General features: G+C 32.3%; 18 protein-coding genes and 1 pseudogene. 7 read left to right on the forward strand and 12 right to left on the reverse strand.

Going from position 1 to position 19,585, the window contains the following annotated elements; all coding sequences use genetic code 11:
- Positions 1 to 110 precede the first annotated feature (110 nt).
- On the reverse strand, positions 111 to 1,541 hold the full coding sequence (locus AC0OM3_RS22435) for a PQQ-dependent sugar dehydrogenase (RefSeq protein ID WP_474213079.1): 1,431 nt from the start codon (positions 1,539 to 1,541) through the stop codon (positions 111 to 113).
- 137 nt (positions 1,542 to 1,678) lie between these two features.
- Between AC0OM3_RS22435 and AC0OM3_RS22440 the strand changes: the two genes are divergently transcribed.
- Positions 1,679 to 1,936, forward strand: coding sequence for a hypothetical protein (locus AC0OM3_RS22440; RefSeq protein ID WP_000173572.1), 258 nt, complete (start codon positions 1,679 to 1,681; stop codon positions 1,934 to 1,936).
- Between the two features lie 91 nt (positions 1,937 to 2,027).
- Positions 2,028 to 2,207 (forward strand): hypothetical protein, encoded by a 180-nt coding sequence (locus AC0OM3_RS22445; protein WP_000026326.1) that lies wholly within the window; start codon positions 2,028 to 2,030, stop codon positions 2,205 to 2,207.
- 189 nt (positions 2,208 to 2,396) lie between these two features.
- Here the strand turns inward: AC0OM3_RS22445 and AC0OM3_RS22450 are convergent, their stop codons facing one another.
- The 8 genes and pseudogenes from AC0OM3_RS22450 to AC0OM3_RS22485 form a co-directional block, all read right to left on the reverse strand.
- Entirely contained in the window at positions 2,397 to 3,056 is a 660-nt protein-coding gene (locus AC0OM3_RS22450) for a protein kinase family protein (RefSeq protein WP_000026516.1), read from the reverse strand.
- 378 nt (positions 3,057 to 3,434) lie between these two features.
- Entirely contained in the window at positions 3,435 to 3,875 is a 441-nt protein-coding gene (locus AC0OM3_RS22455) for an NUDIX hydrolase (RefSeq protein ID WP_001202585.1), read from the reverse strand.
- 216 nt (positions 3,876 to 4,091) lie between these two features.
- Complete coding sequence (locus AC0OM3_RS22460) at positions 4,092 to 5,207, reverse strand: NAD(P)/FAD-dependent oxidoreductase (RefSeq protein WP_000844392.1); 1,116 nt, start codon at positions 5,205 to 5,207, stop codon at positions 4,092 to 4,094.
- 127 nt (positions 5,208 to 5,334) lie between these two features.
- On the reverse strand, positions 5,335 to 5,988 hold the full coding sequence (locus tag AC0OM3_RS22465; RefSeq protein ID WP_474213080.1) for a YdeI/OmpD-associated family protein: 654 nt from the start codon (positions 5,986 to 5,988) through the stop codon (positions 5,335 to 5,337).
- Between the two features lie 260 nt (positions 5,989 to 6,248).
- Positions 6,249 to 7,016: an arylamine N-acetyltransferase family protein gene (locus AC0OM3_RS22470; RefSeq protein ID WP_000202737.1), complete on the reverse strand. Its 768-nt coding sequence runs from the start codon at positions 7,014 to 7,016 to the stop codon at positions 6,249 to 6,251.
- A 190-nt stretch (positions 7,017 to 7,206) separates the two neighbouring features.
- Positions 7,207 to 7,710, reverse strand: a complete 504-nt coding sequence (locus AC0OM3_RS22475; RefSeq protein ID WP_001058783.1) for a MepB family protein — start codon at positions 7,708 to 7,710, stop codon at positions 7,207 to 7,209.
- A 108-nt stretch (positions 7,711 to 7,818) separates the two neighbouring features.
- Positions 7,819 to 8,176 (reverse strand): annotated as a pseudogene (locus tag AC0OM3_RS22480) (DUF4180 domain-containing protein).
- Positions 8,177 to 8,381: 205 nt separating this feature from the next.
- Positions 8,382 to 9,074, reverse strand: coding sequence for an HAD family hydrolase (locus tag AC0OM3_RS22485; protein WP_000540720.1), 693 nt, complete (start codon positions 9,072 to 9,074; stop codon positions 8,382 to 8,384).
- A gap of 442 nt (positions 9,075 to 9,516) precedes the next feature.
- Here AC0OM3_RS22485 and AC0OM3_RS22490 point away from each other — a divergent pair, with 442 nt between their 5' ends.
- The 3 genes from AC0OM3_RS22490 (at position 9,517) to AC0OM3_RS22500 (ending at position 12,512) form a co-directional block, all read left to right on the forward strand.
- Positions 9,517 to 10,182 (forward strand): response regulator transcription factor, encoded by a 666-nt coding sequence (locus AC0OM3_RS22490; protein ID WP_000800727.1) that lies wholly within the window; start codon positions 9,517 to 9,519, stop codon positions 10,180 to 10,182.
- A gap of 13 nt (positions 10,183 to 10,195) precedes the next feature.
- Positions 10,196 to 11,647, forward strand: a complete 1,452-nt coding sequence (locus tag AC0OM3_RS22495; RefSeq protein ID WP_080029687.1) for a sensor histidine kinase — start codon at positions 10,196 to 10,198, stop codon at positions 11,645 to 11,647.
- Positions 11,648 to 11,975: 328 nt separating this feature from the next.
- Positions 11,976 to 12,512, forward strand: a complete 537-nt coding sequence (locus AC0OM3_RS22500) for a DinB family protein (RefSeq protein ID WP_001167136.1) — start codon at positions 11,976 to 11,978, stop codon at positions 12,510 to 12,512.
- Between the two features lie 231 nt (positions 12,513 to 12,743).
- On the opposite strand, the gene AC0OM3_RS22505 is transcribed toward AC0OM3_RS22500, so the two are convergent.
- A complete protein-coding gene (locus tag AC0OM3_RS22505; RefSeq protein WP_474213081.1) occupies positions 12,744 to 13,421 on the reverse strand; it encodes an ABC transporter ATP-binding protein in 678 nt (225 codons plus the stop codon).
- Between the two features lie 11 nt (positions 13,422 to 13,432).
- Complete coding sequence (locus tag AC0OM3_RS22510) at positions 13,433 to 14,863, reverse strand: ABC transporter permease (RefSeq protein WP_474213082.1); 1,431 nt, start codon at positions 14,861 to 14,863, stop codon at positions 13,433 to 13,435.
- 571 nt (positions 14,864 to 15,434) lie between these two features.
- On the opposite strand from AC0OM3_RS22510, the gene AC0OM3_RS22515 reads away from it, so the two are divergent.
- Together AC0OM3_RS22515 and AC0OM3_RS22520 are read left to right on the forward strand one after the other, a co-directional pair.
- Positions 15,435 to 16,436 carry an alpha/beta hydrolase gene (locus AC0OM3_RS22515; protein WP_000577709.1) on the forward strand — a complete coding sequence of 334 codons (1,002 nt, stop codon included), beginning with the start codon at positions 15,435 to 15,437 and terminating at the stop codon, positions 16,434 to 16,436.
- Between the two features lie 593 nt (positions 16,437 to 17,029).
- A complete protein-coding gene (locus tag AC0OM3_RS22520; protein WP_000857945.1) occupies positions 17,030 to 17,986 on the forward strand; it encodes an alpha/beta hydrolase in 957 nt (318 codons plus the stop codon).
- Between the two features lie 110 nt (positions 17,987 to 18,096).
- Here AC0OM3_RS22520 and AC0OM3_RS22525 read toward each other — a convergent pair whose 3' ends face one another.
- Complete coding sequence (locus AC0OM3_RS22525; protein WP_000164808.1) at positions 18,097 to 19,551, reverse strand: pyridoxal phosphate-dependent decarboxylase family protein; 1,455 nt, start codon at positions 19,549 to 19,551, stop codon at positions 18,097 to 18,099.
- Positions 19,552 to 19,585 lie beyond the last annotated feature (34 nt).

Consider the following 19,585-nt stretch of genomic DNA (forward strand, 5'->3'; position numbering starts at 1 on the left):
CTATATAATAGATACTTATAGATTGAAGATTTTTAGGGGGACAAGTCAAGTTGTGCGTTTTGGAAGCAGAATAAACTCTTTATGTTTTTAAACTGAGAATTTATATCGTATCAAGGAATAATTTCAAAAATGGTACCTTTGTTAAAATCAGTTACTTTCATAGAACTGTAAACTCCTAAATATAATTTAGTTTGATCCGAATTTGTTCCTAAACTCATATAATAAGCTGGTTGCGTACCAAAATCATAATTGGTTTCAATAGCATGAAAGTCAGCATGTTTACCATCTGTACCTGCTCTAGTATAAGCTAAAACACCCTTAACTGGTGGTCGAAAATCTTCTTTCTTAGCAAGGTCAGTAAAAACAACGCTACCTGTTAAATTTGGAATTGCATTTCCCATATATGGCTGAACTCCTGTAAGTGAAGTTCCTCCAAACTTATCTGTTCTAGAATCTTTATGAAAATAACTAAGTAGAGGCAGAATACGCTTCACTGAAGTTTGTATTGTTTCATCATAATAAACCATTGTTCTCTCATCCAAAGCCTGATTTTCGGAACAATGTCGTATAAAAGAAGTAGGTAAATCCCCTTCCCATCCTCGCCACCCAAAATTGATAAAACCATCTTGATTGGGAGTTAACCTCATAAAATGCATTTGAACAAGTTCTGTAACTGGTATAGGTTTATATTGAACAAATGAAAAAACAGACTCTACAATATCCTGTCCGACATTTCCGGCGTATTTGATATATTGATTATAAAACCTTTGAAATGAAATGCCGGTTATATTACGTACTCCTTTTGCAACTACTGTAAGTGTTTCTTGTATAGATAAAGGAAGTTCATTAAAACGTGTAACTACAGGAGGGTTATTTATAAATGTATTTTTATTTACATCGATTTCAATTATTTTTCCTGCTATTTCCAAATCATCTTGACTTAAATTAAATGGATCATAACCTGATCCGCCATCTCCATTTGTAAAAACAAGTTTTCCAGTCTCAGGTGAAAAGTTTAAGCTATTGACTCCGTTATGATTAAAAAACGGGCGTTTTATATTAAGTAATGTTCTACGTTTTTGAGGTTGACCGTTTGATTGAAAAATCCATTCTTCAATTGTATCAATATGATCATATTGAGTATCTCTATTTACCCACTTTAAATTTAAAGTTTTAGGGTCACAAGGATTCGGTTTAAATTGTTTAGAAAGTGCACCTGGACCTTGAGTTCCAGCTACTGAATAATGAAGATAAAATAACCCATTTTGAAAAAAGTGTGGATGGAACGCAAGTCCAAGCAATCCGCGTTCATCATAACCGCTACTAGAAACACCTTCTTCAAATGTACCTAATTTAATAATTAGGTGACGAATATCTAAAAATGTCTTTATAACTCCGTCCCCTATGTAAAAAATCTCTCCTAATTGAGTTGCGATAAATAGTCTTTCGGTCGATTCACCTGAAAGTATCGTTGTTTTCAATACAGTTGGTAAATTTACGTTATGAACAATGGGTCGTAAACTAACTTTAACTTTTGTCAATTAACTGTACACCCCTTTTTACTCTTTTTTATAGAAGAATATGATTAGAGTAGTTCTGTTAGTATCAAATAAGTCGCATTCCTTTTTATTACAATTTTGTATATAATATAATTATCGATATATTAGGGGGATTAATTATGACACTCTTATTACAAATCATCGTACCACTTATATGTGCATTATACTTATTTACCCTCTATCATAACGGGAAGTATGGATCAGCTTCATTCATTTTAGCAGTCATGATAGGAATTTTCGGCTTAGAGAATTTCTTTCAATATGCTAGTCTAACAGATCATGCTATTTATCCATATTGGGGCAGTTTGAAGGCCGTTGTTATCGTTTTATCAGTCGTATTTCTATTTAAAAAAGGTGGTTTAACAGGAAAATATTGATTTTTAATGCGGTACCTATTTTCTTGTTAAATTGCTTTTATTTTATAAAAGAAGAAATATTTATGTAAAAACAAGAAGGGATGTGTTACATATGTCTATAAATATTATTTCAATAGTCTCTATCATAATATGGATTGTGTTAATTACAGAACTTATAAAACCTTCAAAAGAACAGAATGGACGAAAGATAGTAACTTTAGTAACTGCTGGTTCCGCATCAACACTTATTTTGACGGTTTCATTTATTCAAAATGTCCCATTTTGGAATTGATAGTGATATAACTAACAAAAATATGTATAAATAAAAAGATTAGGATTCATTCCTAATCTTTTTATATTTTGAGGTAGCACCATATCCCTAGCAAGCTAAGGTCTTGAAGTATCCCCTAAACAAAATTTAAAGTTTTTCTAAAGTTATTTATGTGAATTCAAATCGTTTTCAGGAACATATGTGGTTCTTTTATAATTTAAATTTCTTTTTAAACTTCTTATATTTTCTGTACGAACGTCTAACAATGTTTAACATAAAATACGGTATTTTAACAGTGAAAGGCAATTTATAAATGAAAGGAAAATAAAAAGTGAAATATGCCTTTTCTAGATCCCTCCACTTACTATCTTCTTTTGTTTTTAAGAAATCAGATACATCTACTACATATCCCCTTCCTTTTTCCATCATCACATTTTTCCCGTGAACATCACAAGGAGTTAATCCTTGTTCCCTCGCATACTCTAAAGCCTCATTGATATCAAGTATTACCTGCTTAGGAATTTTAATCCCCTTATGAATAGCATCGTATAAGGTAATTTCTTTTAAACGTTTCAATACTATGAAATTTTCTCCTTTATATATAAGCTTTGAATAAGAAGGATGATCTCCAATTCTTCGGTATACTTCTGACTCTTTTTCAATTCCTTCTCCTTCTCGCACGTAAACTTTCACTACCCAATCTTTGTATTCTCTGTGCATGAATACTGCGGCATAATTACCTGTTCCTAAACACTTCCAAAGTCTAGGAATATCTTTAACTACTACAGGCTCGAATTCATCCACACTTCTTATTCTTACCTCTTTTAATAATTCGTCCTTTATCAATCCCACAAAACTATTTATACTCATCATTCCCACTCCGGTTTTGCTAAAAGGGGCCCACCCACATTTTAACGAAAATATTACACTAAGCGAATTTTAGCATAAAACGATTCATCTTTCTTCTTAAAATAAAAAGCTGAATCGTTCTATTTGAACTGTTGAATACTTAATATTTATTCTGTTATTCATAGCCAAAAACCGTACGACATAAAAATGTTTTTAACTATTTTCATTTTATCAAAGTCAACTGTATAGGTTTTTTCTTAGTGCAAGTTCTCTTAGTTCATTAACCATGCCAAATCTATATTACTCTATTTTATAATCTAAAACATTGTTTAGAAGTGTAGCAAGGTTTTTTTAATTGTTCAATTCTTGTTCCACTAATATCTTTGTTAGCAAAAACTTTTATTGTTTTAATAGTCTTTTGTTTAATTCCCACAATGCTGTTTTGTTGCTATCCCATTTCAAAAGCGTTACTGCTTCCTCGAAGCATAACCATTTATAATTGAAGTGTTCTTTAGATAATGATATGTTTTTTGTAGGGACTTTAACTGCAAAAGAAAATTCTTTTATTACATAAACCTCTTCGCCCCAAAGGAATCCTCCAACTACATCCTCTACTGGTAGTGAAGACACAGAATCTAATTGTATATATGGACATTCTCTTGTAATACCAGCCTCTTCAAACGCTTCCCGTTTTGCTGATTCAATAGGAATCTCACCGTCTTCTCCGCCACCAGCTATTCCTTGCCAATAACCATAATCACTTCGTTTGAAAATAGCATATTGAATGGAATCGGCAGTTTTTATATAAGGAAATATCAATACTTGATATGGTGCTCTCATTGCTTAAGCTCCTCTCGAAAATAAGTTTTAAATAAATATAAATAAAGAGCCGACATCACAATTCTACATTATTAATGCAGGTTTATAATGTCAGCCCTCTATTTTTAAAGAATTTTATTTTTCATAAACAGGCTTACTCTTAACAGAGGAAAAACTGCTTATTCCCTGTCGAATATGTTTGGCATGGTTTTTTCTAAATGTTAGCAGTACCCTATATTATTCAATTGCGCCAGCAACATCATAATCATTTAAATCTAATTCAATCGTTTGTCCGAGCGCTAGTTTAGCAAGTTCCGCTCCTAGGTATGGACCAGCTGTTAAACCCGAAGCGCCTAATCCATTCGCAACGAGAATTCCTTCAAAGTTAGGTAGTGGTCCGATAACAGGTAAGAATCCTGGTGTGAATGGTCTGAATCCAACTCTCGTTTCAAGCATTGTAGCATTTTCTAAGCCAGGTGCAACTGCTAATGCCTTATGGAATACTTCATGTAAACCACCTGCTGTTACACGATGATCGAAACCAGTATCATTCTCATGTGTTGCACCAATTACGACATGCCCATTGTCAAACGTTAAAATATATTGATCGTTCGGTGGCATAACAACTGGCATATTTTCTGTTGCTGTATTTTCGATTTGCAGATGAACAATTTGTCCTTTTTGGAATGTAACTAAGAAATTAATTCCTAATGGGTTCAAGATTTCGTTCGCCCATGCGCCTGCAGTTACAATAACCTTTTCTGCTAAAAGTGTTTCATCGTTTACTGTAACTCCAGTAATATGATTTCCTTCACGGACTAATACTGCATCGCCTTTTATAAAAGTTGCACCATGTTTTTTCGCAGCACTTATTAATGCATTGCGTAATAATCTTCCATTTACTCGTGCAGCACCACTAATATGAACAGAACTATATTCTTCTGATAATGCCGGGAATAATTTTTTTGTTTCTTCAGCTGATAAGCGAGTGATTTCACCAATCTCTGGGGCATCTTCACGTCGTTTATAAGCTCGCTCTTCCATTTGATCTAACTTTTTCTCGTCAGTATGTAAACTAATTGCACCTACACGATTATATCCTGTGTCAGTTTCACCGTCTTCTTCTAATTGCTGAATTAACGAAGAATAGTAACGTGCACCGCCTTTAACAATTTTATACCATGCTTTATTACGACGCTGTGATAGCCATGGACATACAATACCTGCTCCTGCATCAGTTGCTTGCCCTAATTGTTGGCGATCCACGATAGTAACATTCGCACCTGCCTTAGCAAGATGATAAGCAGTAGACGCTCCTAAAATTCCAGATCCAACTACAATATACGATTTCATTTCAAACACCTTTTCTCTTTTTGCTAATTATATAAATATAAGAACATTCCTTAGTATAATGGAAGGAATACTTTTTTCAATGTACTCATCACAATTAATTGTTGCAGCATTGTGACTTTCTTAGTCATTATTTTTTCTTTTTACGGAATAATTCAATTGTTTTATAGCCTTGTGAAAGGATTTCTATCATTTTCTCTAGACGTTTTTCACGTGTTTTTTCTTGTTTCACAGAAAAAAGATTACGTGCCCAATCTTTTTGGTATCCAGGCGTTAAACTTTGATAAAACTTAAGTTCATTCGGATGATTAGCTAATAATGCTTCAACATCTTTAATTCGATCTGCATAATCGACAACACATTGACTCATAGCAGATGTTTTCGTTGTTTTTTTCTTCTCGCGTTTTAAACCTACAACAGTAAAGACTTCATCCATACTTACCATTCGTGCAAATTTAATATCGCTTTCTCCCACATAACCATCTTCTCCAACGTTTAATGCCGGAAACATCTCATCACGGTGAATAAACGTACTATAACGAGCATTACCTTTTTTCGGATATGCGAAGAACACGTAACCTTTTTCAATTAGTAATTCTTCATTACTAATAATAAAATTCGTTTGTTTCACCATTTCATCAAGCGTTTCTACAAATATAAAGATAGCATCGTGTTTTTTTGAGAATGCAGTTTCTTTACCTGTAAAAATGTCATAATTACTTGGTTCGTTAATAACGACCATATTTGTATACTTATTAAGTTTCAATTTATCAATAACTGACATATTAATCTTCCTTTACATTCAAAATTCATTGTACATACTTTTTCGTACTGTTCTAGTGTATTATATGTATTAAGAAAATCAAACTTTAAATCATATTATCCTGCTGCAAAAAAGCCAGTTTTTCATACATATGAAGAAGCTACGGAAATATTAAAAACATTAACTATACCGCAGTTTCCGAAACATATTAGACGAAAACCATTTACACCAAAAATAATAAAGATAGCCACTTCTGAATAAGTACCGGCTATCTTTATTATTCATAACTTAATAGCAAATAAAGTATATAAAAACTCTCTATATTGATCTTCTGTAATTTCACGCTTAGTTTTTTCCCCATGAATCATTTCAGTTAAACTTGTATTCGTTAATGAAATATGGCCGGAGTTCGTCAACTTAACTGCAATTGGTCCTTTATTAAAAATAGACTTCTCATCTTCTATCACTCTTCTTTGAACATCGTTTACTACTATCTCATCAATAATATGTTTATAAAAAGCATGACAAACTTTCCATTCTCCATCAGTATCTATTCTTTCTAAAACATAATTTCCTTTACTCGTATCTTTCCGTCTCACCCGGTACGAACCATTTTTTGAAGAAACAGACTCGCCAGTAAAAGGTACAGGAACTAGAGGTACTAACGAAGCTATACCTACATCAATTAAATACTGTACATTTTCATAAGTTAAAATAATTGTTATATGGCCATCCTCAAGTGCCCATGCACTTATATCATTTTTATAAACCGTACCCAATGCCAGTTGTACATCATAGCCACAGTCTTTTAAGAAATAGTAAAAAAGAGTATTTAATTCGTAGCAAAGTCCACCACGGGAACTAGTTAAAATTTTCTCCCGTAAGTTTTCCAGAGAGATTTGATTCGTATTTCGTGCTATAACATCTAAATTCTCAAATGGTATAGTGTGCGCAAACGAAAAGAGTATAGTAGGTAATTCTTCAAACTTTACTTCATTACGTTTTTTTAGATTTAATCTTGTGAAAATCTGATCTTGTAAACTTGTCATAATTAGCACCCCTTAAAAATTTATAAGTTTAAATAATATATGCTGATTGTAAATTTTAAGGGGCACTGTAACAATGTACATTTCATTTAACTGTACCGGTACAAAAATTACGATTCACGAGTTAAATTAATAGAAGGCGTCATTACAAATATCTTTTCTGTAATTACTTCTTTTCGGGGCAAACCAAAAGCTACGAATATAAATTTAATAGTTTATCTATAGGCAAATTATTACTATCACTTAAATCAACAAAATATTGACGTTGCCACGTTTGGCTCTTTTTAGCTTGATTGCTAACGGTGGTATCCCAAACAGGATAAATTCTCATTGCCATTTTCCCTGTTTGATTTTGTGTTCTCAATATTTTTTCTTTAAGAAGAATCTCTTTAGGAAAAATAAATTGTCCTACTTTATTATCAGCAATACAAGTGATTACTAATAAATCAGGAGCAGCTTCATAAGAGAAAGCTCTATTTCGCATATTTTCATCTTTCTCCCAAAAAGAAACAAATTGCCCAATTTTATTAGGAGTCAATTTTGATTTTCTAAAACGAATGGTTTTGTTATTTAAGTGGAATAAACATCCTGCATATTCTGCGTTTTGCTTTTCTTCTTTTAGATTCGTAATCATTAAATTGTTAGGTTTGTAAACTATATTGTTTAAATTTCGGATCGTATCATTAAAATTGTTCAAAAAAACTCCCCCTTTATTCATCTCTTAGTTTACCACAAACATCAGTTCTTCTATATTGTATATAATCATTAACTAAGTGAAATGGGGGAATTTAGCAGGATATAATTATTACTTTAATGTACTTAGTTTTTCAATTGCTTGTTGTTCAGTTGCTAAGTAAAAAATGTCATTCCCTTTATTACATTCATAAATAAAATCCTTTAAGCTTTTACTAGTATATATAGAGAAATCTCCAACAATAGCAATCTTTACCTTGTAGTTTATAAACTGTTGAAGGATATCGCCCGCAAGCCGTGTTTTTAGATCAAAGAAATCTTCACTTATTAAAGATTTATGGATAATAATATGTTTCGCATCTACCTCATATTGAACTGTTGCCATAGTATCTAATGCAGACTGAACATTCGATATTAATACCAATAACCGCAATATTGATTCCATCGATTACTACTTTCTTTATTTCCATAGTCTCACCCCTTTATAATTTACACAGTATGAGTAAAATTGTTTTACAAAACTTCGTATTAATCATAGATTAAATTAGCCTCAGCTATTAAAATGGCCTCTATTTTTTGTTGTAAATATATATTTTTTTATTACTAATACGGTCAATGAAATTAATGATAGTTCCTTTTTTTTTTATATTTTTGAATATATATATGGAATTACTTTTACTTGTTATAAAAATATTGTGGAGTAACATAACTTAACAAACTATCCAAAGTGTTAATCTCGGCATATGGTTGTATTTTGGTAGTATTCTTGATTTTCTGAGGGTTAAACCACACACCTTTTATATTTGCATTTTGAGGACCAGCAATATCCTTTTCTAAGTCATCTCCAACAAATAAAGTATTTTCCGGTTGTAAATTTAGCTTATTTAATGCTAGTTCGAATATACGTTTATCAGGTTTACTAAATCCCACTTCTTCAGAAATAATGATTGTTTCAAAATACCTATTTAAATTCGTGTTAAATATTTTAGCTTTTTGCCTCTGAGTTGAGCCATTTGTTATAATTCCAACTTTAAAGTGCTTCTTTATTTGATTTAAGAAATGAACAGTATTTTGGTCTATTGAAAAACATCTAGGGAAATTATTATTCCAAAAATCTTGGATGTAATTGCGTGGCAATCTATACTTCGGCGGGAATTCATCAAACAACGATTCTAAAACTATTGTTTTATCACACATGCCGTATTCCCTTTTATCGTATTCTTTGAAATTCTGTAACATGTTGCTTTTAGCCGCACCATCTACATTTTCATAACACTTTTCTAAAACAATTAAAAATAATGCCTCTACTGCTTTATCCCTATCAAGTAATGTATCATCTAAATCAAACAGCATCGCTTTATAACCCATCAAATAATTTCACAACCTTTCTCGCATGATTTAAATAATCCTTAGTTCACACCTTAAGCGTTTACTAAATTAGCAAAAAAACTCTAAAGTTTGTGACGTACACTCTATAATTTCGCTAACTTTTTTTATATTGAAATTCATTTCCGTTTCCCCTTCTAGTAAGTAGCGAAAGTATATGTTCACACAGTTTAAGAAATCACATACAGTTCCCAATATTATACATTAGTTTTTTAGAAATATAAATCGTTCAGCTTTTCATACGATAAGTTTTTTCAAGCATACAATTATTTTTTCATAAAAAGGAATATGGCTAATAATATTTTTTTGGAGAATACACATTCTTGAAAATGAAGCTAATACGTTAAACGTCCTATGAGGTTCCTATTGTATCTCCACATAAACTCCAGATAGTGCGGCTATAATGACTACCAGAGGTGATATTATGAAAAACTATCATATTCTCGTGGTAGAGGACGATCAAGAAATTCAGGAATTAATTAAACAATTTTTAATGACACAGCATTATACAGTGGTAGTCGCATCAGATGGACTAGAGGGTATGACACAATTTAATAAGCAATCGTTTGATTTAATTCTTCTAGATGTCATGATGCCCAATCTTAATGGGTTTGAAGTTTCTAAAATGATTCGAAGTCAGTCAAACGTACCAATTATTATGCTAACTGCGTTGGAAGAAGAGGAAGATCAAATGAAAGGATTCGACCTTGGGATCGATGATTATATAACAAAGCCCTTTTCATTTCATGTTTTGATTAGACGAGTCGAAGCGGTACTTAGAAGAAGTTATGATAAAAATGTAAATAATCATTTGATATTTAAAGAAGTGCGTATTGATGTGGATGCATATAGAGTATATGTAAATGACGTTGAAATTATATTAACGACAAAAGAGTTTGAAATTCTACAACTACTATTTCAAAATGAGAGAAAAGTACTCACAAGAGAAAATATCGTTGAAAAGGTTTGGGGTTACGATTATTTTGGAGAAACACGAATAATTGATACACATATTAAAAACCTACGCAAAAAATTAGCTATCCCTTATATTAAAACAATAAAGGGTATTGGATATAAAATTGATGAATAGTATTGTGAAACTCATGAAAATGAAGCAAATTACTTATAAACTCTTTATGACTACATCTCTCATTTTATTATCCTTTGCAGTATTGATTTATTTAACTTTATACTTCTTTCTCCCTACATTTTATGAGCAATATAAAACAGATCAACTTCAAACAGGGATAAACGAAATCATTGATAAGTCTAAAAATCTTACGTTTCAAGATGCGATACCACTTTTTGATGAATACGCCAAAAAAAATAATGCGATGCTTTATCTTCAAAATAAAGAAGGAGTAATTATTTACTCTCCTTCATTTTCTTTTATTCAAAGTGGTACGCAAAAAACAGTAGTTACTAAAGCAACACGATTCGAGAATACAAGTACCCTTAGCAATTCATATAACGTTACGAAACCAATTCAATTCCAAGATGGTAGTTTAACGCTTATAGTCTTTGCTACATTTCAACCGATTGATGAAGCTTCACAAGTTTTAGTACGCTTTCTCCCCTATATTAGTATCATTGTGCTCGTTATTGGTATAGGAAGTGCTTATTTTTATTCCAGGTTTATTACAAAGCCACTTATTTATATTAATGAAGGTGCACAAAAGATGGCAAATTTAGATTTCTCCGAAAAAATTGAGGTTCGCTCTACAGATGAGTTAGGAGAATTATCTAATAGTTTGAATGACATGTCTATTAACTTGCAACAAGCTATGTTTGATTTAAAAAAAGCAAATGAACAATTAAAAAATGATATTGAAAAAGAAAGAGAAATAGAAACAAAACGAAGAGAGTTTTTTGCGATTGTAGCACATGAATTAAAGTCTCCTCTTACTGTAATGAAAGGATACTTAGAAGGAATGATATACAATATTGGCCCTTATCAAAATCGCGATCAATATTTAAAGAAAAATCATCAAATTATTGAAAGTATGGAACAATTAGTTCGTGAAATTTTAAGCGTATCGAAATTAGAACAACACACCTTCAAACTAAAAGTAGAGGAAGTTAATCCTTCAAAGTTAATAGGTACAATCACAAAAGATCTCGAATTTTTTGCTTCTCAAAAAAGCATCGAAATAATAAAAGAAATTGATTCTGACCTTTCTATTTATACCGATTGTGCTCTTTTAGAAAAAGCATGTAAAAATATTATTCACAATGCGGTTATGTATTCACCACATAATGAAAAAGTCTATATAAAGTTAATTGAGGATTCTAAACAAGGTCAAATCGAAATGAAAATTATAAATACAGGTGTCAATATTAAAGATGAAGAGATACAACAAATTTTCAAACCATTTTATCGAATTGAAAAATCAAGGAATCGAAATACTGGAGGAAATGGTTTAGGGCTATATATTGTTAAACAAATTCTTGAAACGCTAGATATAAAGTATTCAATAAAAAATATGGAACATAGTGTACAATTTTGCATGAGTATTCCATTATCTAAACATAAAAACAAACAAACTCTCCTTTAAATAGGACGAGTTTGTTTGTTTTTGTAGTAAGTATAAATTTATTAACAGGTTTTTCACGTAATGGACAAATGCTGCTTCTTAAATGGCGATTATCATAAGTAGTGACAAACCGTATTCAATTTACATATTTATCTTCTACTATAGCAGCAAAAAAACGACATTCCGCTTAGCAGCAAATTAGATTCTCTTATTTGAGATGCATTTCATCTATGAAACTGAAAAGGAAGATGAAAAATGTATATTTGCCTCCATTTTTCAGATTAATTTGGAATTCTTTTATGGTAAGCTATATGTAAAGATTAAATATAAAACATAAAGGATGATTCGTATGCAAATAAGACCACAAGTAAGTGAATATAACTCCTATTATGCAACGTATACCAACTTGGTATCAGACGGAAATATCATACATATTCTAGAACAACAAATGAAGGAAACGAATCTTTTATTAAAGGGAATTTCTGATAGTGAGGGACTTTTCCGGTATGCTCCTACTAAATGGAGTATAAAAGAAGTAATGGGTCATATAGCAGATACAGAACGGATTATGGCGTATCGATTACTATCAATCGCTCGAGGCGAGACAGCAGAACTTCCAGGCTATAATGATGATATGTATGTTCTTAGAGCTGCTTTTGATAAGCAATCTATGCAAGATCTTCTTGAGAATTTAATAGTTGTTCGCCAATCTACCCTGCATTTACTTAGAAGCTTAGATAAAGAAGCTTGGTCACAAAGAGGAAATGCGAATAATTCTGAAGTTACAGTTCGTGCATTAGCATACATCATTGCTGGTCATGAGCTTCATCATCTTCAAATTATAAAAGAACGTTACCTTGGTTCTAATTTATATCCAGCAACTTAATATATTTCAAGAAAAAGAGTCCTATTTATGTAGGGCTCTTTTTCAGTATTTATAACGGATTAGCGCTTAGAACCATGGCAATATTATTAAAACGGGAACGACAAACTATTTTAACATTCAGTACAGGGAGACCATTTTGATTATGGCTTGATTTTATTATAAATCAAATATAAGCTTTTGAAAGGTCTGAATCTTGAAAATTATGTCAATTAAAAAGCTACGATGTTTATATTAGATTTCATTTACGACCAACTTCTTCTTACTTAAATACACTGCACGATCTGATTTTTTAGCAACCTCCTGTGAGTGCGTCACAACAATAATGCATTTATTCTCTTTATGTGCAAGTTCTTGAAATAGTTCTATTATATCCATTGCGGTGTCCTCGTCGAGGTTTCCTGTCGGTTCATCTGCAATCAGTAAATCAACATTACAAGATAGTGCTCGAGCAATTGCTACACGCTGTTGTTGACCACCACTTAGTTGCAGGACGTTTCGTTTCGCTTCAACTTCTGTGAGTCCTACCCTCTCTAATAATTGTAATGCTCTTGATGTTTTATTTTGCACTTTAACACCTGTAATTTCCATTGCTGTTAAGACATTTTGAAGAGCTGTCATATAGGTTATCAAATTATAAGATTGGAAAATTACAGATACATTTTGATTACGGTATCGATCCAAACCAATTTTTCTAATATCTTTGCCATTATACAGTACATAACCATTTTTAGGGACATCCAGTCCACAACCTAAGCTCAGGGTTGTGGTTTTGCCAGATCCGGATGGTCCTAAAATCGTGTAGAAATGACCTTTTTGAAAAGAAAAGTTAACATTATCTAGTATCGCTACATTTTTTCCATTACTTTCATAATAATAATCCAAATTTTTAAACTGTAAAATCGTCTCCATATCGAGCCTCCTCATTCATCTTTTAAAAGAATTTGTTTTGGGTTTAAACGTAGAATAGATAATGCTGGAAGAAGTGTTGCTATTATAGCAATAGCTAGTCCAATTCCACCCATTTTCCCTACATCTTCTCCTGTTACACTTACATCAATTTTATCAATTGGATCTTCTTTTTGATTTTGTAGAGTACCACCAGGTCCAGCCATCATTACAGTACCATTTTGCGAGGTATTTGTTTCTTCGCCTGCAGTAGCAATTTCATTCGACAGTAAATTATCCCCGATATATTGAGAAACTTTAGCTCCTGTTGTTATGGATAATCCAAATGCTAAAATAGCGACACACACTACTTCTACTACGAATTGCGCCATTAGTTTCCACTTTTTCTCTCCAATAGACAATAGAATTCCCATTTCTTTACGACGTCCTTTAATTGATAGCATAATGATTAATCCTAAAATAATTGCACCTGCAATCGATACAATATAAATAATCATTTGAGAAGTCGAAGAGATATTTTCGATAGGACCAATCATTTGCTTGTACAATGAATCATGCGCATCTAATTTATAATAATTAAAATCAATATTAGATTTTTTTGCTTCTTTTTTAAATGCATCAATATATTGTGGATCATTCAAGAAATACACGACTTGAACACTACTTATACCTGGGTCTACTTCTAATTTTTTTATAGTTGAATGAGGCATATATAGTTTATTAGCTGGATCCATAATAGGAGGAGCCTGTTGCCCCATTGCTTGCTCATTTGTTTCGTAAATACCGATAATTTCAACCTCAAGGGTTTCCTTCTTATCCCCTGATTGCACTTTAACTTTGTCTCCTGCTTTCAAATTGTTTAATTCCGCTAATCGTTTTTCCATTAAAGCTACATTCTTATCCTTCATTTGCTCTGTAATTGGTTTTCCATCAATGATTTTACTTTTTCCGTTTTTAAAGCTTTCTTGTAATGCAGTCTTGCGAACTCCCTCAATCATAAAAGAAGCATTCATATCTATTTCTGTACCAGAGCTTGAACCGCCTCGCGCAGCCGCCATTCCCACTTTACCTTTTCCTTCTTCTTCTCCTTCTGAAGCTCCTACTAGTTTAAGCCCATCAGAAATACCGAAAGTGTTAGCTATGTAATTATAATCTTTTACATACTTGGACTTCGCTAATTGATCTGTTTCTTTTGCATCGAGCTGCGGCGGATTTGGCATTTCTCCAGTTTCCTTAGCTTTTTGACCTAATTTGTCGAAATCAAGACCTAAAGTAACATCTACACCAAGTTTTTTTCTTGCAGCATCCGCTGCTTTTTTTGATGCATTTTGAATTGTGAAACCTGAAAGAACCAAATTTGTAACAATTAGAAAAACTGCCATCAAAATTAATGATGTTCCTATCCTTTTTTTCATACTGAGAATTGCTCGTTTCATAAAATTCATTTTTTCTTACCTCCTTGATATCTTGTATTCTACATAGGTTATCTAGAGTTTATATGGAGCTAATCGGTAGTTTAACGAGAGATATAAGGAGTTTATGTGTAGTTATTCATTTACCTGTTCAAGAAAAACTAGAACACAAATTCAAAAACGCAGTCGTTGTTGAACATTGGTAAGAAGTAGTCAATTTAAGAGAATTATAGAAAAAGAGGCTAAGGCTTGATTTAATGTATGTAACATGAAAGATATATTTATTATATAATTTCTATACAATAAATATATAGAAGCTGATTGTGAATATCTATATGGGAATTGTAAGGTTCCTCATAGAAATTACATCTTTTAATAAGAAAAGAAGCAAGTAAACATTCTTTTATATGGATAAGAATATTAACTTGCTTCTTACATTTTAGTATAAATTATCTATTGTAAGCTTTATAATATAATATACAAATTCATCACCTATTTTTATAATTCAAGCACCTACTAGTAGGAAAAGAAAATATTTCCTACTTAATTTAAAACATAAATTTTGTTTATGTTTTAAACAATATGTATTTTGGAGGAGGTTAATTTGATTTTTTCAAAACTCATTGATCGGTACGCCTTATATGATTTACACAAAAAAAGAAGTGTAGCATTTCAGTTTACTTCCCTTTCTAACACTTCATTAAATATAAAGAACATAGAATCTTTTTATAAAGTAAAACCATCACATTTTCATTTTGACATTAAGCATTCAAAGCAGGAAAATGAATACATGGTTGGGCAATTCAACTATAAAAGTTCGGTTCAATCCGGTGATTCACGCAACGACTCTGTAACTGGGGAATTATTCTTACATAAAAATGAAAATGCACCTCATGTTATCTTTGTTCACGGTTGGAGAATGGATTCTAACGAACGTGTGAAAAACATATTCCACGATCATATGACCAGCCTGAAGTGGAATATGTATTATTTCACTCTACCCTATCATTTTGAAAGAAAACCCGATCAATCCTTATTCAGTGGAGAGTATATGGTAAGTGCAAATATTGAACGAACAGTACAAGCAACTAGACAAGCGGTAGCTGATTTACGAGCTTTGATTAAATGGATTAAAGCAAATAAAAAGGGGCCCCTGATTCTAATAGGAATTAGTTTAGGCGGATTTATTACTAACTTAACCTCTCTTGTTGAAGAAGAAATTGATATGTTAGCATCCATTTTCTATGCAAATCGACTTTCTTATTCTATTTGGAATACAACTCCAGGTAAATTTATTAGAGAAGACTTGGAACATCATGGTGTTACGTATGATGATTTAATAGATTATTGGAAAATCACTGAACCGAGTCAAGCATTGCCAAAAGTAAAAAAAGAAAATATTTTATTAATTTCAGGTAAGCATGATCTATATGTGCATTCTGAGGATACAGACTACTTGTGGGAATCTTGGGAAAGACCTCCACGATATATTTATAAATGTGGGCATGCCGGGATCGTTCTTAAACGTAAAAAAATTGCAACTGATACTATTGATTTTATTCAAAATCGATTGAACTCCCCGCCCTTATCCAATGTCATGCCTTAAATCGCGAGATTACTAAGTACAAAATCTTATACTTATATTGTTATATTTTTTACTAGTCACCTTTGTAAATCTTCGTCCCCTAGCCTTACACGATTGAAAATGAAATAAAATAAATAACTAAGGAACTAATTTACCATATAGAAAAACAATGCTCAGCATTTTCACCAGTGATCGCTGTATATGCAATATTACATACAAAAATCTTTATTTGTTACGTTATTAATTTAAAAATAAATTATTCATCCATTAATCTATACCCTCCGTATTTACAGTTATGGATACCCTAATTACATATGAAAAGAGAGAAGAAACATTGGTTAGTTCTTCTCTCTTTGTTTATTTTTAAGATAACTATCTATAAAATTTTTCTAATGTACATAATTACAACGACATTAAAACACTTTGCTCTTAAATCCACTACTTGTATTACTGATTGCATGAAACTCCTTCTTGAGAAAGATTTTAATTTCTGAATGTTCTGTTGACTGTTATAACATATCCAATTTACAATTTAATTGTGGTGTTCTTTCACAATTAAACTACTTAGAATACACTTCATTTATTTGAAAACAATTACAAATAGAGGTGCTAAAATGAAAACTAGAGTAAATCCAGAATTATTACAAGGGTTAGAGATGTTTCCGGATCTCGATTTACGCCCAGAAAATTTGCAATCAATCAGAGAAGGAATAGCTCAAATGAGACCACCTACCGTTGTTGATGACTCTCTTTCTTTAACAGATAAAGTCATTGTTGGGCCTGATGATAATCCGTTACCATTACGAATTTATCGTCCAAAATCAAATCATGAATCTTTACCTGTCTTATTATGGATACATGGTGGAGGTTATATCTTAGGGTCTATAGATGATAACGATGATACTTGTATGAGGTTTGCAAAAGAAGCTAGCTGTGTGGTCGTGTCTGTAGACTACCGCTTAGCGCCTGAATACCCTTACCCAGCACCAATTGAGGATTGTTATTCAGCTTTAAAATGGATTGCTGATAATGCAAAGTCATTAAACATTGATTCGAATCGAATTGGGGTTGCAGGAGTAAGCGCTGGCGGTGGACTAACAGCAGCATTATCATTATTAGCCCGAGATCGAAAATATCCTTCAATTTGTTTACAAATGCCACTATATCCAATGATTGATGACAGAAATGATACACCTTCAGCGAATGAAATTAAAGAGGGATTTGTTTGGAACCAAAAGGCAAATGAAGCTGGCTGGAAAATGTATTTAGGAGAAATGTATGGAACGGATCAAATCCCTGCCTATGCAGCACCTTCTCGAGCTGAGGATTATAGTGACTTACCGTATACTTACACATTTGTTGGTCAATTAGATCCATTCCGCAGCGAAACATTAACCTATGTAAGCAAACTAGCACAAGCTGGTGTTGATGTGGAGTTTCATTTATATCCAAATGCCTATCACTGGTTTGAAGGGTTAAATCCAAATGCCGATGTATCTATTTATGCTGTGAACGAAATAGTACAAGCAATAAAAACTGGTTTCAAACGAGTATCCAAGGTTGAGGCTTAATCCCATTACAAGAGAAACACTTATAAATAGTATATATGTATTTATCATTTAAATATAATAGCCGATTCTAAATAAGAATCGGCTATTATATTTAAAATCCGCCTAATATATCAAGGTTGAGAAACAGATATAAGATGTTTAGGCGATGTGTTTATTTCCTCTGCTAATGCTTTTATGTTCATCATGATTTGAAGTATTTCTTCTTTTGTTGTCCTTGGGTTGATAGAGCAAAGTCGAATTACTACTTTTTCTTTTAATTTAGTCGTACTTAGCATAGCAAATCCTCTTTGATTAATTTCTTCCACCAATTTTTTGTTTATTTCATGAATTGTATCTGTAGATGTTAGCTCACATGGAATATAACGAAAAGTAACAATTCCTAATTGGGCAGGTGTTACTACTTCCCAATCTTTTTCTTTCCTTAAAAACTCTTCAACTTGTTCAGCTAGCATAATGCCATGATCAATTGCCTCACGAAAAGCTGTAACTCCGAATGCTTTAAAAGAAAGCCATACCTTTAATGCTCTAAATCTACGGGAAAGTTCAATTCCACGCTCTCCAAAATTCACTTTTTCTTCTATATTAGTTTCCGTATCCCTAATATACTCTGGGATCATACGAAACGTTTCGCTTAAATATTGACTATTTCGAATGAGTACACAACCAACATCATAAGGCTGAAAAAGCCATTTGTGCGGGTCTAACGTTAAAGAATCGGCACGATGAATTCCACTTAATAACTCCCTTCCTTTTTCACTGAGAATTGCTGCAGCCCCATAAGCCCCATCCACGTGTAGCCATATATCTTCATCACCACATAGATCAGCCAATTCATCGAGGGAGTCCACCGCTCCGCAATTCGTTGTCCCTGCATTAGCAATAACACAGAATGGTTTTTTCCCTTTTAATCGATCTTCTTTTATTTGTTTTCTTAAAGTACTAACTGAAATTTTTAAATCTTCATCTGTCTCAATTCGGCAAATTTGGTGCTGTTTAAAACCTAATACTTTAAGTGCTCGATCTACAGAAAAATGAGTTTGGTTAGAAAAATAAACAATCGCATTTTCTATGTCATTATTCAGCTTGACCTGTCTCGCTACAGTAAGTGCAGTCAAATTAGCCATGGAACCGCCACTGACAAATAGTCCTTCAGCTGAATCAGGGAATCCTAGCATTGATTTTAACCAGTTAATTGTCGTTAATTCAATTTGTTCGGCACCTGCACCTACTATCCAAGCTGTAGGAAATACATTAAACCCACTTGCTAAAAAATCTGCTAATACACCAACATAATTATTAGGACCTGGCACAAAAGCCATAAAATGAGGATGATCCACATGAGTAATTTGATTAAACACATTGTTATTAAGAAAATGAAGTAATTCTTTTGGATTAGATCCGTTTTCCGGAATCGTTTCAATTAGCTTGTCTCTAAAAATATTACTATCAATCGTTTCTGAAACTGGTTTACTTTTTAAATGATTCATATGATCAACAATCAAGTCAACCGCTTGATATCCTAACTGACGCATCTCTTCGGCTGATAACTGCAAGTTTTTTGTCATTTGGTTTACTCCTATTCTATTTAAAAAGGCGAGT

Source organism: Bacillus sp. FAU20 (genome assembly GCF_056033865.1).